This is a genomic window from Paucibacter sp. JuS9 (assembly GCF_044043925.2).
In the GTDB taxonomy this organism is placed as follows: domain Bacteria; phylum Pseudomonadota; class Gammaproteobacteria; order Burkholderiales; family Burkholderiaceae_C; genus JAUASW01.
In genome coordinates this window covers 4,404,054-4,424,953 of sequence record NZ_CP194172.1, presented here as the reverse complement: position 1 = coordinate 4,424,953, position 20,900 = coordinate 4,404,054, and the positions used below count along the sequence as shown (strand labels likewise).

Below are 20,900 nucleotides of genomic sequence, written 5' to 3'. Positions count from 1 at the left end.
ACCGCATGAGCAGCAATGAAGCCCCAGGCCGCAAGGCCCGCGCCCGCGACCTGGGCGTGCCCTTCGACGGCAACCCCGGCCGCTGGAATGCCATCACCGATGTGCCGGGCGTGACCGTGGGCATGAGCACGCGAGTCGGGCCCGGCGGCGCCCGCACGGGCGTGACGGCCGTCTTTCCGCGCGGCGCCACGGCGCTCGGTGGCGTCGCCGCCGCTGTGTTTGCGTTCAACGGCACCGGTGAGCTGACCGGCGCTCACCAGATCCGCGAGTTCGGCGCCTTCTTCGGCCCGGTGCTGCTGACCGGCACGACCGCGGTGGGCACCGTCAGCGAGGCCTATCTGCGCTGGGTCGGCGGCCTGATCGCCGACGAGGACCAACGCTTCTCACGCATCCTGCCGGTGGTTGGCGAGACCTGGGACGGCAATCTGAACGACGCCTGGGGCTTCCATGTGCAGGCGCAGGACGTCCGTGCCGCGCTCGAAGCTGCCACGGGCGGCGCGGTCGCCGAGGGCAACGTCGGTGGCGGCACCGGCATGGTCTGCCATGGCTTCAAGGGCGGCACCGGCAGCGCCTCGCGGGTCGTGGAAGTCGCCGGCGCCAGTTACACGGTGGGCGTGCTCGTGCAGGCCAATCACGGCCAGCGTGACGACCTGCTGGTGGCGGGCCTGCCGGTCGGACGCCTGATCAGCGGCTTCGAGCCGGAGCCGCCGGCGAGCCCCCTGGTTGATGGATCCATCATCGTCGTCGTGGCCACCGACGCGCCGCTGCAGTCGGCCCAGCTCGAGCGGGTGGCCAAGCGCGCCACCATTGGCCTGGCCCGCTGCGGCGGCTTTGGCGGCCCGCTGTCGGGCGACATCTTCCTGGCCTTCTCGACCGCCGGCGAAGTCGCCCTGGGTGGCAGCCCAGGCATGCCCGGCGCGACGCTGCCCGGCGACGAACTGGATGGCCTGTTCCATGCCACGGCCCTGGCCACCGAGGAGGCCATCGTCAATGCCCTTGTGGCCGCCGAAACCATGCAGGCCGAGACCGGATTGCGGATTCATGCCCTGCCGCACGAACCACTGCAAGCGCTGATGCGCAAGCGCAAGGAGTTGCTGGATGTCTGAGACCGAGCTTCGCCGCAAGGCGACGAAGACCGCCGCCAAGCCGGCGCCGCGCGCGCGTGCGGTGGCCAAGACGGGTCGAGCCGCAGCGCCGGCCGAGGACGTGCCCGGCGCGCCGGGCAGCGAATCGACCAACGCGCGGGCGCAGCGTCGCCGGGTCCTGATCAAGGCCGCGGTCAGCGCCGTGCTGGAGCGCGTCGGCTATCGCGCGATGAAGGTCACTGACGTGGCCGCCGAGGCCGGCATCGCCACCGGCCTGTTCTATCACTACTTTCCGGATCTGCGCACCGCCACCTGCGAGGTGCTGAGCGACTTCATCGACCAGCTCTCGGCGCGGGTCGACGCCCTGCCGCGCACCGCGGACCGCTTCGAGATCGTGTATCGCCCGACCCTGCTCTGGGCCGAGGCCTACGAGCAGCACGCCGGCCTGATGCGCTGCCTGTTTCAGGTCGCCGACGAGGTGCCCGAGTTCGAGGCGCTGTGGTTCAAGACCAATGACGCCTGGACCCGCCGCATCGCTCGCAGCCTGGTCCGCGAGTTCCCGGACGCCGGCATGAGCGACCGGGTCAGCCTCAGCCTGGCCTATGCGCTCGGTTCGATGATCGACGGGCTGCTGAACGAGATCTATGTGCATCGCAACCCCGAGCTGCGCAAGCTGCTCAAGACGCCTGCGCATGCGGCCGAACTGCTGTCGGCCATCTGGTATCGCGCGGTCTACATGCAGAACCCGCCGGCCGACATCATGGCTCGCAACCAGGTGCTGGAAGAGCAGGTGCTGGAACTGATGAACGGGGCGCGCCAGCGCCCGGGGGCACGCGCATGACGGCGCCCCCGCGTGACTTCGTGACCCGGCAGCGCGAGGACGCCGTCCTGATCCTCTCGCTCAACCGGCCAGAGCGGCTCAATGCGATCGATCTCGGGCTGCTGCAGGCGCTGAACGAGGCGCTGGCCGCCGGCATGGCCGATCCGGAGGTGCGCGTGCTGGTGCTGTGCGGCGAGGGGCGGGCCTTCTGCGCCGGCGACGACCTCGTGGCGCAAGTCGAAGCCGGCGCGCTCGACGATCAGCGCATGCGGCAGTTCGTCAACGCCTTGCAACAGGTGACGCGCCACCTCATGCTCGGCGACAAGCCGGTGGTGGCCCTGGTGCAGGGCTGGGCCATCGGCGGCGGTTTTTCATGGACGCTCAATGCAGACTTCTCGATCTGGGCCGATACCGCGCGAGCCTATCTGCCGGAGCTGGGCTTCGGCATGTTCGTGTCCGGCGGGCTGACCCATCTGCTGCCGCACCTGGCCGGGCGCGCCAAGGCTGCCGAGCTGGCGATGACGGGCCGGCGGGTCGATGCGACGGAGTTGAATGAGCTCGGCATTGCCTGGCGTGTGGTGCCTGCCGCAGAGCTGCGCGAGCAGGGCTTGCGTTTTGCCCATGAGCTGGCGGCACTGCCGGCCGCCGGCCTGGCGCATTTCAAGCGCGCACTGCTCGGCAGCGAGCTGGCCGGCCTCGAGGCTGCGCTGCAGGCCGAGACCGACGCCTGCCTGGCCTGCGCCCGTGACCCCCAGACGGTGCAGCGCATCGAGCAGTTCCTGGCGCAGAGATCATGATCGAGTCGCCGAGGCAGACGATCAGCCTGGGCGAGCTGAGCGCCGCTGCCGCATCGCGCTGGGGCGACAAGCCGGCCCTGGTGTTCGACCCGCAGGACCTGACGCTGAGCTTCGCCCAATTGGATCGCCAGTCGACCCAGCTGGCACATGCGCTGGTTCGGGCCGGCATCCGGCCCGGCGACCGTGTGGCCGTCATGGCCGCCAACGGCCCGGTGTTCCCGATCGCCTGGCTGGGCATTGCCAAGGCCAGCGCGGCGATGGTGCCGGTCAACATCGCCTACCAGGCCCTCGACGCCCGCCATCTGCTGGCCCATGCCGGCGTGCGCCTGGCGATCTGCGATGCCGAACGCGCCGCGCTGCTGCGCCAGATCCGGCGCGACGGCCTGACGCTGGAATGCCTCATCGTCGCGGGTGCGGCGCCACAGGTCGGCGAGCTGGCCTGGGCCGAGGCCCTGGCGCAAGAGGGCGAGGTGCCGCCGCCTCCTCCGGTGTGCGCTGAGTCGCTCGCCAACGTGCAGTTCACCTCCGGCACCACGGGCCTGCCCAAGGGCTGCATGCTGAGCCATGCCTACTGGACGGGCCTGGGCGCCCTGATCGCGCAGGACATCGTCGGGCTCGGGCCCGAGGACGTGATGCTGACAGCGCAGCCCTTCAGCTACATCGATCCGCAATGGAATCTGGCGGCCGCCCTGAGTTCGGGCGCCACCCTGGTCGTGCTCGAGCGGTTCCGGCCCTCCCAGTTCTGGCAGAAGCTGCAGCAGCACCGCGCGAGCTTTTTCTACTGCCTCGGCGCCATGCCCTCGATGCTGCTGGCGCAGCCGCACCGCAGCGACGAGCGCGAGCATCGGCTGCGGGTCGCCATGTGCTCGGGCATCCCGCGCGAGCGCCATGCCGAGCTGGAAGAGCGCTTCGGCGTGCCCTGGCGCGAGGTCTACGGAACGACCGAAACCGGCGCGGACATCATGGTGCATCCAAGTGATGCGGCGCGTCTGCGCGGCTGCGGCAGCATCGGCCATCCGCTGCCGCACCGCGAAGCGCGCATTGCCGACGCGGACGGCCGCCCCCTGCCGCGCGGCCTGCCTGGCGAGCTGCAGGTGCGCGGCATCGGCATGATGGACGGCTACTTCGGCAATGAGGCCGCCACTGCGGCGGCTTTCTCCGGCGGTTGGTATCGCACCGGCGACCTGGCCCGCATGGACGAGCGTGGTGCCATCGCCATCGTCGGGCGGCTCAAGGACATGGTCCGGCGCAGCGGCGAGAACATCTCGGCGTCGGAGGTGGAGCACGCGATCGAGGCGCACCCCGGGGTGCTGATCAGCGCAGTCACCGGCGTGGCCGACGAGGTTCGCGGCGAGGAGATCCAGGCCTATGTGGTGCTGAAGCCTGGGCACGCTCCCGTGACCTTGGCGGAACTGGCCCGCCATGTCGGCGGACAACTGGCCCGCTTCAAGGTGCCGCGCTACTGGGTGCTGTGCAGCGACCTGCCGCGCACGCCCTCGGAGCGTGTCGCCAAACCGCAGCTGCGGGCGGATGCAGACTATTGCATCGAACGATTTGACCGCGAGGCGGACGCGCTGGGGCATGCACAGCTTCGTCAGCACGCCCAGCCTTGAAAACCTAGCTGATCTTCCCCCGACCGACGTGCTGCAGCAGGAAATCATCGAGCACCTGGAAGCGGCTTTGAACTCATTCAGGGAAGTCGCAGCAGCCTTGCCGGCCTTTGAGCCTAGACCCGCGCCCAACTGAATCAACCGACCTGGGCTTGATGCTCCCTGCAGTACTGCAGCCCACCAAACCGCCCTTCGTTGTTCCAGCAGAATTTGCCCTCGGCAAAGCTGATCTTGCTGTTGCACGACACGCAAATCAGCTTGCGTTTCAGTGGGTGGCTGTTGTCAGTGGCCGGTGGGCAGTCCGCAGGGGATGGCTCCATGGCAAGCAGCGCAGCCGTATGCGGAGCAGGCGCCGCCGTCGAGGCCTGCACTTTCGGCGTCATGAAATCCGGCAATGCCAGCTGGTCCTGCGGTCGATGCTGGCGTGCCAGTTTCTCGGCCCAGCCTTTGAGCGTCTCGCTGCCGTGGAAGTTCGCCAGCAGCCCCAACGTCGCGCCAATGCCAAGGCGCTCATCGACGTAGCGCTCATGCCAGCTGGCAATCTGGTCGGCCTTGATGATGTCGCTGGTGTCGAAGGCTTTGGCGTCGGGCCGGCTGATGATGGCCTTGGGGTGCAACAGCACCACGTGCTGGAAGCTCGGCTTCATGCCGGCCCGGCCGGTGATATCCAGCCGCTCCAGCAGCTTGGCGAGCACACGCTCATGGCGCCGGCTTTGCTCCAGTGGCGAGGCGATGCCAAACGCCTTGCCCGAACCATAGCGGACCGTGAACTCACCTTGCGCATTGATCTGCAGATGGCCATTGAAGCATTTGGTCTCGAACAGATAGAAGCGCAGCGCACGACTGATCACCAGGTGGTCGATCTGCGCAATCTCGCCATCAAAGCTGATGCGCAGGTCATGCAGGACCGCGTGGTTGACGCCATCTTTCAACCAGCTGTCGATGTAGTGGGCCGCATCGCGTTCGCCCTGCAGGCCCTGCAAGGTCCGGAAGTGCTCGTCCTTCAGCCATTCGCGCTGGCGCTTGTCGAGCAGGTTGGATCGTTGCAGTTCCTCCAGCAGCGCCAACCGTTTGGTCTTGTCGTCCGCATGCTTGATCAGCATCTTTTGGTCCCCCTGATTTTCTGCAAATTCTGCCTTGGCTCGGCTACTGCAATGGCGCCAGTTCTTGCGACGAAATGCACGATCATGTATCCCTGACACGCCAACTGCCGAACTGCTGAGCGACGAGACTGTGGGCGCAGCCGCAGGGCAGCACAGCCTCCCAGGAAAGGCTCTCGATCTGCAATCGCCCCATTTCAAACAAGTCATCAGGGCAAGCTAGGTACCATCCCCTCACCCGAATCACCAACATCTGACCTCCGCGCCCTGGTCAAAGGAAGAGCCAAAAGCCCATGCTGACCCGCCGGCATTGCCTGGCCGCAAGCGCCGCCCTGGGGGTTTCGATGCGAAGCCAGGCCCAGGCGCCGGTGCTGCGCCATCTGGAGGTTCAGCCCTCCGACGATTTCGGGCGCTATGTGGTCGAGCTGATGGGTCTGGCGCTGCAGCGCAGCGGGTTGCCGCATCAGCTACAGGCGATGCCGTCGTTTCCGATCAATCAGGGGCGGGTCGAACTGGAACTGGGCAATGAGCGTTCGCGGCTGGACCTGGTGTGGAGCATGACCAGCCGCGCGCGCGAGCAGGCCATCCTGCCCTTGCGAGTGCCGCTGGATCGCGGCCTGCTCGGTTGGCGGGTGGCGTTGATACGCCATGAGGACCAGCCGCTGTGGCTGAAACCGCCGTCGCTGGAGCAGCTGGCGCTGCGGCGTGCAGGCCAGGGCCAGCACTGGCCGGACACGGAAATCCTGCGCGCCAATGGCCTTGAGGTGGTCACGGCGCTGAGTGCCCGCCAGTTGCTGGACATGCTGCACAAGCGGCGCATCGACTACTTCCCGCGCTCGGTGCTCGAGGTGCAAGGCGAGTTGAGCAGCAACAGCGATCTGCAACTGGCCGTGGCACCCGGCTTTGTGCTGCGCTACCCGGCGGCCAGCTATGTGTTCCTGAGCCGAAGGCTGCAGGCGCTGGTGGCGCCCCTGACCAAGGCGCTCGAATCCCTGGTGAATGACGGCAGCCTGGACCGGGTCTTCCGCCGCCATTTCCAGTCGCGGCTGAACGCGCTGGAACTGTCCAAGCGCAAGATCCTGAACCTGAAGAATCCGCTGCTGCCGCCCGAAACGCCCCTCAACAAGCCCGGGTTCTGGTGGCCCACGCACAGCCTTTCGCCATGAGCGTGCGCATTGCGGTATCTGCACGGCGGGCCTGACGGGCAGCATGTGACAATTTCTCACTGCCTTGATCGGGCCTGGCCTGATCGCGTTTTCACCCGCCCGCCCCTGGCCGTCGCGCCCCACCCGGCCTCATGAGTTCCATGCGCCTGCACGCTCTTGGTCTTGCCTGCTTGATGCTGCTGCTGTCGCCCCCGACGGCCCAGGCGCGTCCGGCCGAATCGCTGGAAGTGCAGTTCCGCAGCGTCGCCGTGCCTGAGAGCACCGTGCCGATGATTGCGCAGGACCAGGCCGGCTTCATCTGGGTGGCGACGAGCAAGGGCCTGACGCGCTACGACGGCTACCGCCTGCGCCCGATCGAGCGCGAGGGAAGCACGCGCGCCCAGCGCAGCCTCGGCTGGGTGCGCGCGCTGGCGCCGGCCCGCGACGGCCGCATGTGGATAGGCACCGAGTTCATGGGCCTGATGGCCTACAACCCGCAGCGCGATGAAGTGCAGGCGCATGGCAGCGCCATGGGCAGTGCCGGGCCCAAGGCACCGATACGTGCCTTGGCCGAGGACAGCACCGGCGCGGTATGGGTCGGCACCGTCGGCCAGGGCCTGTCCCGCTATCTGCCGGCCAAGCGCGCTTTCGAACCCCAGGACTTGCGCTGGCAAGGCGAGCCCGAGTCCCGCGTGCTGGCCCTGTGCGCGGCGCGCGACGGCAGCGTCTGGGCCGGGCATTGGCGCGGTCTCTCGAGGCTTCGCGAGGGCAAGTGGGAGTCCATCACTGGCATGGGCAAGGACAGCCCCGTGCTGACCCTGGCCGAGGCCAGCGACGGCCGGATCTGGCTGGGCACGCAGGATGGTCGGCTCGGCGTGGTCGAGGGCGCGCAAATCCGCTGGGTTCACACCCTGAAACTGCCCGTCCAGGCCCTGGCCGAGGACGAGCCGGGGCGGCTTTGGGTGGGTACCAAAGCCGGCCTGCTGTGGGTCGACATGGCCAGCGGTGCCATCGAGCTGAAGCTGCGCCACGACCCGCGTCACCGCACCGGTCTGGCAGGCAACGACATCAGTGCCCTGCTCAAGGACAGCAGCGGCGCGATGTGGCTCAGTGGCTATGGGCTGGGGCTGCAGCGCCATCAGCGGCATCCGGCCCTGGCGGTGCGCGGGCCCGATGCCGAGCCGTCCAGCCCGCTGGCCGAGATCGATGTGCGCTCGCTGCTGGTGCTCAAGAACGGCGAGGTGCTGGCGCCAACGCAGAGGGGCCCGATCGCCCGGCTCGACGGTCGCCCCGGCGCGGAGCTGGCCACGCTGGGCGCCTGGCCTCGCGAGCGCGACACCGTGGTCGAAGCCTTGGCGCAGGATGCGTCCGATGGCAGCCTGTGGATGGCCTCGGCCGGGCGGCTCGAGCATCGTCGCGCCGATGGCCGGCTGCTGCGTGACTGGCCGCTGGATGGCGGCCGCGCCCAACGCCTGCTGCTGCGCTCCGGTGGCGAAGTCTGGCTGGGCATGCAGGAAGGCCTCTACCGCTTGCCAGGCGCACGCGCCTCGGCGGTGGAACGCGTGCATCTGGCAGATGGCGCGCCGCTGCACGGCGGCATCTACGCGCTGATCGAAGACACAGACAAGGGCCAGCTCTGGGTGGGCGGCCAGCAAGGCCTGTTCCGCGGCCGCCCGGATCAGCTGGCGCCCGTGATCCAGTCGCCGCGCAATACGCTGGGCAGCCCCATCATCATGGGACTGCTGCTCACGCGCGACGGCAAGCTCTGGGTGGACACGCCCGCCTCCGGCCTGCACCTGTTGTTCGACTGGGACGAGCAGGGCCGCGCCCGCTTCGAGCGCATCGGTGAGCGCCACGGCACCGAGGGCGTGTTCGGCGGCAATCTGCATGAGGATGGGCAGGGCCGCATCTGGAGCCAGCTCAACGTCTACGACCCCAAGAGCGACCAGCTTGACAGCATCGGCCCGGCCGATGGCGCCGACTTCGGCACTTTCTGGTTCTTCGCCTCCACCACACTGCCGGATGGCAGCCTGCTGTTTGGCGGCAGCCGTGGCCTGCTGCGCGTACAGACTGAGCGCTATGCCATGGACAGTGGCAAGCCGCCGCTGGTGGTCAGCGCGGTGCGCGCCGACGGTCAGCCTTTCCATCCGGAAAACCTGCAGCGCGAGGTGGTGTTGCCGGCCGGCACCCGCACGCTGGGCGTGGAGTTCGCCGGCCTGGACTATGCCGATCCCGGCCGGCTGCGCTATCAATATCGCCTGCTGGGACTGGATGCACCCTGGACACAGGTTGACGGCAGCGCTCGCAGCCCCAGCTTCGGCCCGCTCAAGCCGGGCCACTACACGCTGCAGGTCCGCGTTACGCCGCAACCCTCGGGCGGGCGCATGTCCGAGCTGGAGCTGCCTGTCGAGCTGCTGCCGCTGTGGTGGCAGACGATCTGGGCTCAGCTGGCGGGCGTGGCCCTGCTCGCGCTGGCGGTGGCCGGCTGGATACGCTGGCGCACCCGCCAGCTGCGCCGCCGCGAAGCCGAGCTGCAAGCGCTCGTGGACGAGCGCACCGCCGAGCTGCGCGAAGCCAGCCTGACCGACACCCTGACCGGCCTGCGCAACCGCCGCTACCTGGAGCTGCGCCTGCAGGACGACCTGCGCCTGTGCCTGCGCCGCTTCGAGGCCAGCAGCCAGCCGGGTGCAGACAAAGATCTGCTCCTGATGCTGCTGGACCTCGACCACTTCAAGCGCATCAACGATGCCCATGGCCATGCGGCCGGTGATGCGGTGCTGGTGGAATTGGCCGAACGGCTGCGCCGCGTCTTCCGCGATACCGATTCGCTGGTGCGCTGGGGTGGCGAGGAAGTGCTGGTGCTGGTGCGCGAGACCAGCCGCGAAGACGCCGCCGAGCTGGCCGCGCGGGCCTGCTTTGCGGTGCGCGAGCAGCCCTTCGAGATCGGCGGCGGCCAGCAGCTGAGCGTCACCACCTCGATCGGCTTCGCCGCCTTCCCGCTGGACCCGAGCCAGCCCCGCCTCTGGGACTGGCAGGCTTGCCTGGGCCTGGCAGACTCGGCGCTCTATGCCGCGAAGTCCAACGGCCGCGACGGCTATGTCGGCGCCACCAGTGCCGACGGCCTGGCACCCACCGATTTGCCGCGCGATCTCGAGGCCTGGCGCGTCGAGCAGCGCCTGAACGTTCGCATCAGCGGCAAGACCGTGATGCGCTGAAGGCGCGGGTGGGCTGAAAGCTCATCGCAGTGCACCCTGCATAAGCATTGGAAATCCCCGAATAAGCGGGGGCCAGGCGCTGGCCCGACAATGGCGGCCTCGCCAAGCGCTGACACCTGCGGCCCACGCGGCCGGCTCTCATCGAATGAACAAGACATCGCTGTACCGCATCGCCCGCCCCACCCTGCTCGCTGGCAGCCTGGCCCTGGCCGTGCTGGGCATGAGCAGCCTGCCGGCACAGGCCGCTGCCAGTGGCACGGCCACCGTCGCCTGGCAGCCGGCTGCTGCCGATGCCGATATCGAGAAGGCCTTCGCCCAGGCGCGCGGCGAGAAGAAGCCGGTCCTGCTGTACTGGGGCGCCAAGTGGTGCCCGCCTTGCAATCAATTGAAGGCCACGCTGTTCAACCGCACCGATTTCATCGAGCAGTCCAAGGCCTTCGTGGCCGTGCACATCGATGGCGACCTGCCCGGCGCCCAGAAGCTGGGCAGCCGCTTCAAGGTGCGCGGCTATCCCACGATGATTCTCTTCAACCCCGCCGGCACCGAGATCACCCGCCTGCCCGGCGAGGCCGATGCCGCCCAGGTGATGAAGGTGCTGCAGCTGGGCCTGGCCGGCGGCCGCCCGGTCAAGACCGTGCTGGCCGAAGCTCGCGCCGGCAAGAAGCTCGCTGCCAATGAATGGAAGCTCCTGGGCTTCTATTCCTGGGAAACCGACGAACAGCAATTGGTGCCGGCCGCCGAGCGCCCAGCGCTGCTGGCGCAGTTGGCTGCAGCCAGCCAGGGCGTCGATGCCGAAACCACCACCCGCCTGTGGCTCAAGGCCCTGGCCGCCAGCGAAGACGGCAAGGGCCTGAAGCCCGACGCCGCGCTGCGCGAGCGCGTGGCCAAGGTGCTGGCCAGCCCGGCCGACACCCGCGCCCAGGCCGATGTGCTGAGCAATGGCGCCGACGACATCGCCAAGACCCTGGCTCCAGAGCCGGGTGCCGAGCGCAGCAAGCTGCTGGCCGTCTTCGAGCCCGCGCTGAAGCGCCTCGAGCAGGACACCACGCTGTCGCGCATGGACCGCCTGCTGGCCATCACGGCCCGCGTCAAGCTGGCGCGCCTGGACCAGGCCAAGACCGAGGTGTATCCCAAGATCCCCGCCGCGCTCCTGAAGGAAGCGCAGGCGCATGCCGCCCGCAATGACCGCGAGATCACGGACGGCTATGAGCGCCAGGCCGTGATCACCGAGACCGCCTACATGCTGGGCCAGGCCGGCCTTTGGAAGGACAGCGATGCGCTGCTGAAAAGCAGCCTGGCCAAGAGCCACTCGCCCTACTACCTGATGAGCCAGCTGGGCGGCAATGCCCGCAAGCAGGGCCGCACCGAGGAAGCGCTGCGCTGGTACGAGGAGGCATTCAACAAGAGTGAAGGCCCGGCCACGCGCCTGCAGTGGGGTTCGAACTACTTCAACGCCCTGGTGGACCTGGCGCCCAACGATGCCGCTCGCATCGAGAAGGTCGCGGCGCAGCTGTTCAAGGAAGCCGGCGAAGACAAGGGTTCCTTCCACGAGCGCAGCGCGCGTTCGCTGAAGAAGGTCGGCACGCTGCTGACGACCTGGAATGCCATCGGCCAGTACGACGCCGTGCTGATGCGCCTGAAGGGCCAGCTCGATGGCATCTGCGCCAAGGTCGATGCCGCGGACCGCGCCAATTGCACCGGCGTGCTCAAGGTCACCGTCCGATCCTGAGCGAGCTAGGCACGGCGGCGAAAACCACACAGGCTGGGCTGCGCCGCCTGCCGCTCGATGCGTGCCAGCAAGGCCGGTATCTCCTCGGCCGGAACCGCTCGCCCGAACAGCCAGCCCTGCAGCTCATCGCAGCCTTCCTGCTGCAGGAAGGTGCGCTGCGCCTCGGTCTCGACGCCCTCGGCAACCACGATCTTGCCCAAGGTCTTGGCCAGGCCAATGATTGCGCGCGCCAGAACCGCATCCTGCGCATGCTCCGTGATGCCCTGGATATAGCTGCGATCCATCTTGAGCCGCGAGACCGGCATGTCGCGAAGATGACCGAGCGAGGAGTAGCCCATGCCGAAGTCATCCAGCGCGAGTTGCACGCCATGCCCGGCCAGGTGCCGCAAGAGCGCCTGCGTCTGATCCACATGGGTCATGGCCGCGGTCTCGGTGATCTCCAGCTCCAGCAGCGCCGGGGGCACCTGCAAGTGCGCCAGCGCCTTCAGCAGCCGCTCGGCAAAGCTTGCCTGACGCAGCTGATGCACTGAGACGTTGATTGCCACCCGCAAGGCAAGGCCCTGGGTGCGCCACTGCATGATCTGCCGACAGGCCGAGTCGACGACCCATTCGCCCAGGCTCTGCACCAGGCCCGAGCTTTCGGCCACGGCCACGAAGCGAGCCGGCGGCACTTCGCCGAGCTCCGAGTCCTTCCAGCGCAGCAGGGCTTCAACGCCGACCACGCGACCGCTGCGAGCGCACAGCTGAGGTTGGTAATGCAGGCGCAAGGCATCACTCTCGATGGCGCGCTTGAGGCGCCCCTGGAGCAATGCCTTCTCTTCGATCTGCAGCGCCATGCCGGCATCGAAGACAGCATAGGTGCCGCGGCCAGCCTCCTTGGCACGGTACATGGCCATGTCGGCATGACGCATCAAGGTATCGGCATCTTCTCCGTCCGCAGGCGCGAACACGACGCCAATGCTGGCGCCCGGACTAGCATCGTGGTGGCCATGCCGCCAGGGTCGACAGATTGCCGCGAGCAGCTTGACCGCCACTGCCTGCGGTGAAGCGAGGTCCGCCGGGTCGCGCAGCAGGACGGCAAATTCGTCGCCACCCAGCCGCGCCAGCGCATCACCGGCCCGCAAGGCGGCGCGCATTCGTTGCGCCACCTCCTGCAACAGGCGATCACCCACATGATGCCCATGCCCGTCATTGACCGACTTGAAGTCGTCCAGGTCGATCAGCAGCAAGGCCAGCGTCTGGCCGCTGCGCCGGGACTGCACCAGGGACTGGCTGAGCATCTCCCCGAACATGTGCCGGCTGTACAGGCCGGTTAGTTCATCATGCATGGCGAGGTACTGCATGCGCTCGTGCATCGCGCGCAGCTCCCGCATGTCGCGCACCACCGCGAGTGCCAGTGCGTCTTCGCCACGGCGCACCATGCCCAGGCTGATGCCCACCGCCACTGCATGGCCCTCTCGATGCCACAGGTTGAGGTCCGGTATGCGGCCCATGGCGCGCCCCTGCGGCGCGGCAAAGAAGCGCTCGATCTGCGCCTGGTGCCCGGGACGGGCCAACGGCGGCAGCAGCATCGCCAGCGGCTGACCGCCGAGCTCGTCAAGCGTGTAGCCGGCCAGGTTCAACAGGGCTTCGTTGGCGGTAATGATGCAGCCCTGCTCGTCGATGATCAGGACACCGTCGGGAATCAGGCCCAGCAGATGAACCACTTGCTCCCAAGGCAGCGAACGGCCCGAGCTCATCTCAACCATTGCTGAACACGCCCACGGCCCGCACCAGCCAGTCGGACTGTGTGCGCATCAACTGGGCCGCAGCAATCGACTGCTCGGCCATGGCCGCGTTCTGCTGAGTCATGCGGTCGAGTTCCTCAACCCGACCACTGACCTCCTGCACTGCACGCGCCTGCTCGGTGTTTGCCGCGCTGATCGAGTTGATCAGCCCAGTGGCCTGCCGCACCTGCGCTACCAGTGCGTCCATAGCCTGGCGGGAAGCACCCACCAGCGCTGCGCCAGCATTCACCCGCTCGCCGCTGTCATGGATGAGCCCCTTGATCTCGCGCGCAGCCTGCTGGCTGCGTTGAGCCAGGCCGCGCACTTCGGCGGCCACGACGGCAAATCCGCGCCCCTGCTCACCGGCGCGTGCGGCTTCCACCGCCGCATTGAGCGCCAGCAGATTGGTCTGGAATGCAATGCCGTCGATCACGCCGATGATGTCGCCGATGCGCACGCTGGCCTGGCTGATCTGCTGCATGGTGGCGTCGACGGCGACAACCCGCCGGCCCACACCGTCCACCGAAGCCGCCATCGATGCCGCCGCATGGCTGGCCTGCTCAGCCGTCTGTGCGTTCAAGCCCACGCTGCTGCTCAACTCCGTCAGCGCAGCTGCCGCTTCAGCGAGGCTGGCCGAGGTTTGCTCGGTGCGCGCGCCAAGGTCTGCGCTGGCCGCCTCGACCTGCCGAGCCGCCATCTGCAGGCCCTGCGTCTGCTCGCCGACATCGGCCACCAGCGCACGCACGTTCAGGCCCGCCTGATTGACAGAACGCAGCAGCATGCCGATATCGTCGACCCGGTCCATGCGCACATTCGCGTCGAAATGGCCTGCTGCCACGGCGGCGGCCTGGCTCGCTACCTGCCGCAAAGGTCGCGCGAGTTGCCGCTGCAAGATGATGTCCGCCATGGCCAGCGCCGAGGCAAACACCAAGGCCACCGCCGCAAGGGGCAGCCCCTGCAGCCCGGCCCACCAGCTCAGGCCCAGCACGAGCGGGCACAAGGGCCAGAGGGTAAGGCGGATCTGCTTGGCTACCGACAGTGTCTTGAGCCTGTCGCGCCAGGCATGCCAGCCGGTGCGCAGCACCAGGCCCTGGAAGAAGGCGAGGCGCCGCGCATGTCCGTCACGAACATCCTTGTAGAGCGCCTCTGCCGAGCTGATCTCGTCGCGGGTGGGATGGGTCCGTACCGAGATATAGCCCGACACCCGGCCCGCCCGCACCACCGGCGCCACATTGGCGCGCACCCAGTAATGATCGCCGTCGCAGCGCCTGTTCTTCACCAGCCCCGTCCAGGCCTGGCCTCGACGCAGCGTGGCCCACATGTCGGCAAACGCCTGCTTGGGCATGTCGGGATGCCGCACCAGCTTGTGCGGCTGGCCCATCAGCGTGTCGGCGGCATAACCGCTGACCGACACAAAGGCCGCATTGGCGTACAGGATGTTGCTGTGCTCATCCGTGGTCGACATCAACGTGGCATCGGGTGCGTATTTGAACTCCCGCTGGGTCACATGCATTGTTTTCGGTCTCCCTGCTCACCCGGCAGCTCCCATGCCGCCATGGCGAGGCCGATTCTGTCCGGCGCATCCGCCGCCGTTTGCTCTGGGTCAACCAGCGCTGTGAGCCAGCGCACAGGCAGGCTGCACTCAGTCCTGGGGTGATCTCAGCAGGCGCTCCAGCTTGTCCAGGTCCAGATCGACGCCGTGATGGTGCGGCCGACGCACGATGCCCTGCTCCACGAACAGGCGCCAAGTCCGATTCACGCTCTCGCGGGTGACATTCAGCAGTTCCGCAAGCGCACCCTGGGAAGGCAGCTGCGTGGAACGGGCCGGCTGCATTGCGGCCACCAGTTGCACGGCCATTGCGAGGCGTTGCTCCAGACCCGCCAACCGCACCAGGCGGCTCCACGCGGCCAGCGTGCCGACGACCATGCGCGAGTGATGGGCGAGCAGCCCAGGCAGCGCCGACGGTCCTCGGGTCGCGCAGACCTCTTCCAGCAGGGCGACAGGAAACTCACACACAGAAACCGGCGTGAGGGCCTCGATCGTGAATATCGAGGGTTGGCCCAGCACTTCCGATTGCCCGAGCAGGTTACCGTGCCCGATGCAAGCGATGGCCGGTTCGCGTCCCTCCGCGTCAGCCTGACGCACCGCAAGCAGACCCGACTTCACATAGCTTAGGCAAGCTGCGTGCTCGCCCTCGCGTTGCATCACCGTTCCACGACGGTAGTTGCGGACTACGACCTCGCCAGCAAGGCTGGACAGCGCCAGCTCACGAAAGCTGGCGATCGGACATTGACCAGCCACCACGCATTGGGCGCAAGGTGGTGCACGATGACTCACGCCTCCAGTTCCTGACTTGCCCACGCCAACTGCTGCCTCGCTACAACCACGCTACAACCTCGCCTGCCTGTGACCATCACCGGCGAACGATTGTGAGAAGCAGTTCACGCGCTTGCTGTGACCTGGATCACAGCCTGCCGTGCGAATGCGCACGAAGGGCATGTCGGCCCCTCAATTGGGGGGCAAGCCAGGGCCGTCTGCCAGGGTCGCTCAATAACCTTGACCTATGCCGCAATTACTTTGAAACAAGAATTCGTACGGGCTCCACAAACCAATTGACCCAACCTGAAGGTGCGCCATTACATAGTTAGTGAAGCCTGCCGCCAACATGGCCTTACTTCAAGAGGCCTTCGGCCTTCATCGCCTCGACCACGGCCGGGCGTGCGCCAACGCGCTCACGGTAGGCGGCCAGCGAGGCCAGGCCCGTGATGTCCACGCCCACCAGCTTGGCCCAGTTGGTGACGGTGAACAGATAGGCATCGGCCACCGTGAAGGTGTCGCCCATCAGGTACTGCTGGCCTTCCAGCTGCTCATCGACCCAGCTCAGGCGCTCGATCAGCTTGGCGCGCGAGATGGCCTTGGATTCTTCCGGCACGGCCGGGTTGAACAGGGGCGAGAAGCCCTTGTGCAGCTCGCTGGTGACGAAGTTCAGCCACTCCTGCAGACGGTAGCGCGGCCAGGTGCCATTGGCCGGGGCGAGGTTCTTGGCCGGCACCTGGTCGGCGATGTATTGCACGATGGCCGGGCCTTCGGTCAGGCGCTCGCCGTTGTCCAGCTCCAGCACGGGCACCGAGCCCTTGGCATTGATGGCGTAGAAGTCGCTGCCGTCCTGCAGCTTCTTGGTCTTGGTGCTGGCCAGCAGCAGTTCGACCGGCAGGCCGGCCTCGCGCAGCACGATGTGCGGGGACAGGGAACAGGCGCCGGGGCTGTAATAGAGCTTCATCGTCAGGGCTTTCAGGGTGGACAAAGGCGAAACCATACGGCTGAATGAATGCCCTTGCAGAACCACCCGGAACCCGCCATGCCACGCTATGCCTTCGAAGATTTCCCGGTCGGTTTCGAGCTCGACTGCGGCAGCTGCCTTGTCGACCGCGAGGAGGGCCAGCGCTTCGCAGCCGCCTATGACCCGCAACCCCTGCACCTGGACGAGGAGGCCGCGAATGCCTCGGTGCTCGGCGGTCTTTCGGTCAGCGGCTGGCACACCTGCGCCATGGTGATGCGGCTGATGTGCGATGCCTACCTGCTGGACTCGACCAGCCAGGGCTCGCCCGGCATCGACAAGCTGCGCTGGCTCAAACCGGTGCGTCCCGGCGACACCCTGAGTGTGCGCATGGTGGTGCGGGAGGCCCGCGCCAGCCAGAGCCGGCCGGCCATCGGCCTGGTGCGCTCCGAATGGCAGGTGCGCAATCAGCGGGGCGAGCCGGTACTGACCATGGAAGGCTGGGGCATGTTCGGCCGCCGCGAGGCGGGCAACGACAGCTGATCAATCGAGCCAGCCCGCCATTCGCGCAGCTAGCCAGCCATTCGGCCGGGCGATCCCGCCATTCAGCGCCGGCTTCGGCCAACTGCCGCAAACACCCATGGGCGGCCGACGAGCGCTGCTGATAATCCGCCCCGTTCCAACCTAGCGAGGAGAACGGTGTGAATCAGCAACCGTACAAGAAGAGAAGAAACGCCGGACGGGCCCTGCTCGCCGCCGGGGCCCTGATGGCCCTGGCCGCGGCAGCGCAGGCCGCCGACAGCGCCCCCACCAAAGCCTGCCGCATCGCCGGCGTGGCCAATGAGCTGCAATGCGGCAGTGTCAAGCGCCCGCTCGACCCGGCCAAGCCGGACGGCACGCAGATCGACGTTCACTACGTCGTCGTGCCGGCCCTGGCCCGCAACAAGCTGACCGACCCGGTGCTGTTCCTGGCCGGCGGCCCGGGCCAGAGCGCGATCAACATCGCGCCCATGGTGTTGAACCGCCTCTCCCGCATGAACAACCGCCGCGACCTGGTCTTCGTCGACCAGCGCGGCACCGGACGCTCCGCGCCGCTGGAATGCCCTGACGACCGCCATCTGAGCGCCGCCGAGTCGGCCGACCCGGCACGGCAGCTGCAGCGCATCGAGCAGTGCCGCGACAGCCTCGCCAAATTGCCGCACGGCGACATGCGCTTCTACACGACCACCATCGCCATGCAGGACATGGACGCCGTGCGCCAACAGCTCGGCGCACCCAGCTGGAACGTGATCGGCGGCTCCTACGGCACGCGCGCCGCGCTGGAGCTGCAGCGCCAGTTCCCGCAGCAGGTGCGCCGCATGGTGATCGATGGCGTGGCGCCGCCCGACATGACCCTGCCGGCCAGCTTCTCCACCGATGGCCAGGCCGCACTCGAAGCCGCTCTGAACGCCTGCGAGAAGGATGCCGCCTGCAGCAAGAGCTTCCCGAACCTGCGCCAGCAATGGACCGCGCTGCTGGCCAGCCTGCCGCGCCAGATCAGCGTCACCAACCCGCGCACCGGCCTGCCCGAGCGCTTCGAGCTGAGCCGCCGCATGCTGCTGTCAGCCGTGCGCCTGCCGCTCTACAACCCGGCCAGTGCGGCCGCCCTGCCCGCTGCAATCTCGGCTGCCGCCGAAGGACGCTTTGAAGGCCTGATGGGCCTCGTTGGCGGCGGCGGTTCGCGCAAGAGCCAGTTGGCCATGGGCATGCACTTCTCTGTGGTCTGCGCCGAGGACTATCCGCGCCTGGCCTCCGCCACCGACAAGCCCGGCGCCGACTTCGGCGACAGCGACGCGCAGTACTACCGCGCCGTCTGCAAGAACTGGCCGCAGGGCCAGGTGCCGGCCGAGTTCTTCCAGGTCAAGGCCTCGCCGGCACCCGCCCTGGTGCTGAGCGGCGGTGCCGATCCGGTGACACCGCCGCGCCATGGCGAACGCATCACCAAGGCCCTGGGTCCGAATGCCGTGCATGTGGTCGTGGCCGAGGCCGGCCACGGCGTGATGAGCTTGGGCTGCATGCGCGACGTGCTGTTCCGCTTCATCGACGCCAAGGAAGACGCTGCGGCGCTGAAGGTCGATGCCAGCTGCGCCGCCAAGATACCGCGCCCGACCGCCTTCCTGCCCATTCCCGCCGAGCGGAGCGAAAGCAAAAAATGATCAAGATCGAACAGCTTCACAAGAGCTTCAGCGTCAAGGCAACGGGCGGCGGCATGTCGCTGTCGTTCAAGAAGGCGCCAAAGCAAGTCATCAAGGCCGTGCAAGGCATCAACGTGGAAGCCGCCGACGGCCGCATCACCGGCCTCCTGGGCCCCAACGGCGCCGGCAAGACCACCACCTTGCGCATGCTCGGCGGCCTGTTCAAGCCGGACTCCGGCAGCATCACCGTGGACGGCCTGCCCACCGGCCAGGCAGCACTCGCCCGCATGGGCATCCTGAGCGATGCGCATGGCCTGTACCCGAGGCTCTCGGCGCGCGAGAACATCGTCTACTACGGGCGCCTGCAAGGCATGAGCCGGGATGCCGCCAACCAGCGTGCCGAGCAGCTCGCCGAGATGCTGGACATGAAGCCGCTGCTGGAACGCCGCACCGACGGCTTCAGCCAGGGCGAACGCATGAAGACATCGCTGGCCCGCGCCCTGGTGCATGACCCGGCCAACATCGTGCTGGACGAGCCCACCAACGGCCTCGACGTGCTGGCCACGCGCTCATTGCGCGAGACGCTGCGCCATCTGCGCTCGCCTGCGGGCGGCGCCAAGTGCATCGTCTTTTCGACACACATCATGCAAGAGGTCGAGCTGCTGTGCGACCGCGTGATCATCGTCTCCGCCGGCCGCAGCGTGGCCGAGGGCTCGGTGGAAGAACTGCTGGCGCAAGCCGGTGAGAGCCGCTTCGAAGACGCCTTCGTCAAGCTGGCCTTTGCGAACAAAGAGGGAGTTGCCGCATGAGCACGACCACCATGAACAACATCGCCCACCGCATCACGCATGGCATCCGCAGCGCCGCCTGGGTGGTGTTCCTGAAGGAACTGGTCGACGCGACGCGCGACCGCCGCACGCTGGCCCGCATCCTGATTCCGGCCGTGGTGATGGGCCCCTTGATGCTGCTGATGATGACCGGCCTCATCGCTTCCTTCGAGGAGCGCGCCGAGCGACGCGAGATCACCGTCGTCGGCATCGAACATGCGCCGACGCTGCGCAACTACCTGGAACGCCAGACCTACACCATCAAGGAAGCGCCGGCCGACTACGAGGCCCAGCTGCGCAACAGCAAGCTGCTGGAGCCCGTGCTGGTGATCCCCAAGAACTTCGAGCAGGAACTGCTGGAAGGCGACAAGCCAGCGCTCGAAGTGGTGTCGGACGGTGCCAACCAGCGTGCCAGTGCCGGCGCGCGGGTGGTGCAGCGCCTCTTGAGCGGCTTCGCCCAGGAACGGGCAGGTCTGACGCTCGCCTTGCGCGGCGTGCCGGGAGACCTGCTGCAACCGGTGGAGGTGCAGGAGCGCGATCTCGCCAACCCGCAGGCCCGCGCGTCCAACCTGACCAGCATGGTGCCGATGTTCATCATGATGGCCGTGCTCTACGGCTGCATGACGGCCGCGCTGGACAGCACCGCCGGTGAGCGCGAACGCGGCTCGCTGGAGCCGCTGATGATGAACCCCATCCACCCGATTGCCACGGTGCTCGGCAAGTGGGGCGCGGTGGCGCTGATGGGCATGGCCGTGGCCTTGCTGGCCGACCTGAGCTTCGTACCGGCGCAGATGTTGATCAAGAGCGACAGCCTGCAGGCGATGTTCAGCTTCGGCCCGCGTGAGGTGCTGGCTTTCCTGCTCCTGCAGCTGCCGCTGGCGGCCGGTATCGGTGCTCTCTTGATGGCGCTGGCGATCCGCTCCAAGACCTTCAAGGAAGCGCAAGCCAGCAGCGCCCTGGTGATGACGGTGGTGAGCCTGGCGCCCATGGTCAGCATCTTCAATCCGGGCGGCGAAGCCGCCTGGTACCTGTGGCTGCCGGGCCTGGCCCAGAACACGCTGATGATGGAAGTGCTCAAGGGCGAAACGCCGGCCCTGTGGCGCCTGGCCCAGCCGGCCCTGGTGGGCATCGCACTGACGGCCGTCTGCCTCTGGGACGTGGCCCGCTCGATGCGCTCCGCCGTTGCCCGATGAGATGGTGAGCCCCTCGTCCAAGGCGTACCTTGGACGGCCATCGTCGGGACGACGATGGCGCTCGTGCCGTCCAATCCCGCGCAGGCGGGATCGGAGCCGCGGCACTCTCTCCCCCAAGGGGACTGGGGTCGGACGTGAACAGTCCCTGCGGACTGTTCATG

General features: G+C 67.7%; 17 protein-coding genes. 12 read left to right on the top strand and 5 right to left on the bottom strand.

Going from position 1 to position 20,900, the window contains the following annotated elements:
• The first annotated feature begins 5 nt into the window (after positions 1 to 5).
• Genes ABT392_RS19725 through ABT392_RS19705 form a run of 5 tightly spaced genes read left to right on the top strand, consistent with a single transcriptional unit; the run spans position 6 to position 4,448 of the window.
• On the top strand, positions 6 to 1,106 hold the full coding sequence (locus ABT392_RS19725) for a DmpA family aminopeptidase (protein ID WP_395384832.1): 1,101 nt from the start codon (positions 6 to 8) through the stop codon (positions 1,104 to 1,106).
• Positions 1,099 to 1,926 (top strand): TetR/AcrR family transcriptional regulator, encoded by an 828-nt coding sequence (locus ABT392_RS19720; protein ID WP_395384833.1) that lies wholly within the window; start codon positions 1,099 to 1,101, stop codon positions 1,924 to 1,926. The genes ABT392_RS19725 and ABT392_RS19720 overlap by 8 nt, the downstream gene beginning before the upstream one ends.
• Entirely contained in the window at positions 1,923 to 2,702 is a 780-nt protein-coding gene (locus tag ABT392_RS19715) for an enoyl-CoA hydratase/isomerase family protein (RefSeq protein WP_395384834.1), read from the top strand. The genes ABT392_RS19720 and ABT392_RS19715 overlap by 4 nt, the downstream gene beginning before the upstream one ends.
• A complete protein-coding gene (locus ABT392_RS19710; RefSeq protein WP_395384835.1) occupies positions 2,699 to 4,315 on the top strand; it encodes an AMP-binding protein in 1,617 nt (538 codons plus the stop codon). Before ABT392_RS19715 ends, ABT392_RS19710 begins: the two co-directional genes overlap by 4 nt.
• Entirely contained in the window at positions 4,284 to 4,448 is a 165-nt protein-coding gene (locus ABT392_RS19705; protein WP_395384836.1) for a hypothetical protein, read from the top strand. Before ABT392_RS19710 ends, ABT392_RS19705 begins: the two co-directional genes overlap by 32 nt.
• Position 4,449: 1 nt before the next feature.
• Here the strand turns inward: ABT392_RS19705 and ABT392_RS19700 are convergent, their stop codons facing one another.
• Positions 4,450 to 5,613 (bottom strand): nuclease-related domain-containing protein, encoded by a 1,164-nt coding sequence (locus tag ABT392_RS19700; RefSeq protein ID WP_464970850.1) that lies wholly within the window; start codon positions 5,611 to 5,613, stop codon positions 4,450 to 4,452.
• A 92-nt stretch (positions 5,614 to 5,705) separates the two neighbouring features.
• Here ABT392_RS19700 and ABT392_RS19695 point away from each other — a divergent pair, with 92 nt between their 5' ends.
• From ABT392_RS19695 to ABT392_RS19685, 3 genes are all read left to right on the top strand, one after another.
• Positions 5,706 to 6,578, top strand: coding sequence for a hypothetical protein (locus ABT392_RS19695; RefSeq protein WP_395384838.1), 873 nt, complete (start codon positions 5,706 to 5,708; stop codon positions 6,576 to 6,578).
• Between the two features lie 131 nt (positions 6,579 to 6,709).
• Complete coding sequence (locus ABT392_RS19690) at positions 6,710 to 9,772, top strand: two-component regulator propeller domain-containing protein (RefSeq protein ID WP_395384839.1); 3,063 nt, start codon at positions 6,710 to 6,712, stop codon at positions 9,770 to 9,772.
• Between the two features lie 145 nt (positions 9,773 to 9,917).
• On the top strand, positions 9,918 to 11,501 hold the full coding sequence (locus ABT392_RS19685) for a thioredoxin family protein (protein WP_334277949.1): 1,584 nt from the start codon (positions 9,918 to 9,920) through the stop codon (positions 11,499 to 11,501).
• 5 nt (positions 11,502 to 11,506) lie between these two features.
• Here ABT392_RS19685 and ABT392_RS19680 read toward each other — a convergent pair whose 3' ends face one another.
• The 4 genes from ABT392_RS19680 to gstA form a co-directional block, all read right to left on the bottom strand.
• Entirely contained in the window at positions 11,507 to 13,240 is a 1,734-nt protein-coding gene (locus tag ABT392_RS19680) for a putative bifunctional diguanylate cyclase/phosphodiesterase (RefSeq protein WP_395384841.1), read from the bottom strand.
• Position 13,241: 1 nt separating this feature from the next.
• Positions 13,242 to 14,780 carry a methyl-accepting chemotaxis protein gene (locus ABT392_RS19675; RefSeq protein WP_395384842.1) on the bottom strand — a complete coding sequence of 513 codons (1,539 nt, stop codon included), beginning with the start codon at positions 14,778 to 14,780 and terminating at the stop codon, positions 13,242 to 13,244.
• Between the two features lie 129 nt (positions 14,781 to 14,909).
• Positions 14,910 to 15,605, bottom strand: coding sequence for a Crp/Fnr family transcriptional regulator (locus ABT392_RS19670; protein WP_395384843.1), 696 nt, complete (start codon positions 15,603 to 15,605; stop codon positions 14,910 to 14,912).
• 334 nt (positions 15,606 to 15,939) lie between these two features.
• Positions 15,940 to 16,548 carry a glutathione transferase GstA gene (gene gstA, locus ABT392_RS19665; protein ID WP_334277950.1) on the bottom strand — a complete coding sequence of 203 codons (609 nt, stop codon included), beginning with the start codon at positions 16,546 to 16,548 and terminating at the stop codon, positions 15,940 to 15,942.
• Positions 16,549 to 16,626: 78 nt separating this feature from the next.
• On the opposite strand from gstA, the gene ABT392_RS19660 reads away from it, so the two are divergent.
• The 4 genes from ABT392_RS19660 to ABT392_RS19645 all read left to right on the top strand — a co-directional run bounded on the left by ABT392_RS19660 (position 16,627) and on the right by ABT392_RS19645 (position 20,739).
• Positions 16,627 to 17,088 (top strand): MaoC family dehydratase, encoded by a 462-nt coding sequence (locus ABT392_RS19660; protein ID WP_334277951.1) that lies wholly within the window; start codon positions 16,627 to 16,629, stop codon positions 17,086 to 17,088.
• A gap of 158 nt (positions 17,089 to 17,246) precedes the next feature.
• Entirely contained in the window at positions 17,247 to 18,740 is a 1,494-nt protein-coding gene (locus ABT392_RS19655; RefSeq protein WP_334277952.1) for an alpha/beta hydrolase, read from the top strand.
• Positions 18,737 to 19,528: an ABC transporter ATP-binding protein gene (locus ABT392_RS19650; protein ID WP_334277954.1), complete on the top strand. Its 792-nt coding sequence runs from the start codon at positions 18,737 to 18,739 to the stop codon at positions 19,526 to 19,528. Before ABT392_RS19655 ends, ABT392_RS19650 begins: the two co-directional genes overlap by 4 nt.
• Entirely contained in the window at positions 19,525 to 20,739 is a 1,215-nt protein-coding gene (locus tag ABT392_RS19645; protein WP_395384844.1) for an ABC transporter permease, read from the top strand. The genes ABT392_RS19650 and ABT392_RS19645 overlap by 4 nt, the downstream gene beginning before the upstream one ends.
• Positions 20,740 to 20,900 lie beyond the last annotated feature (161 nt).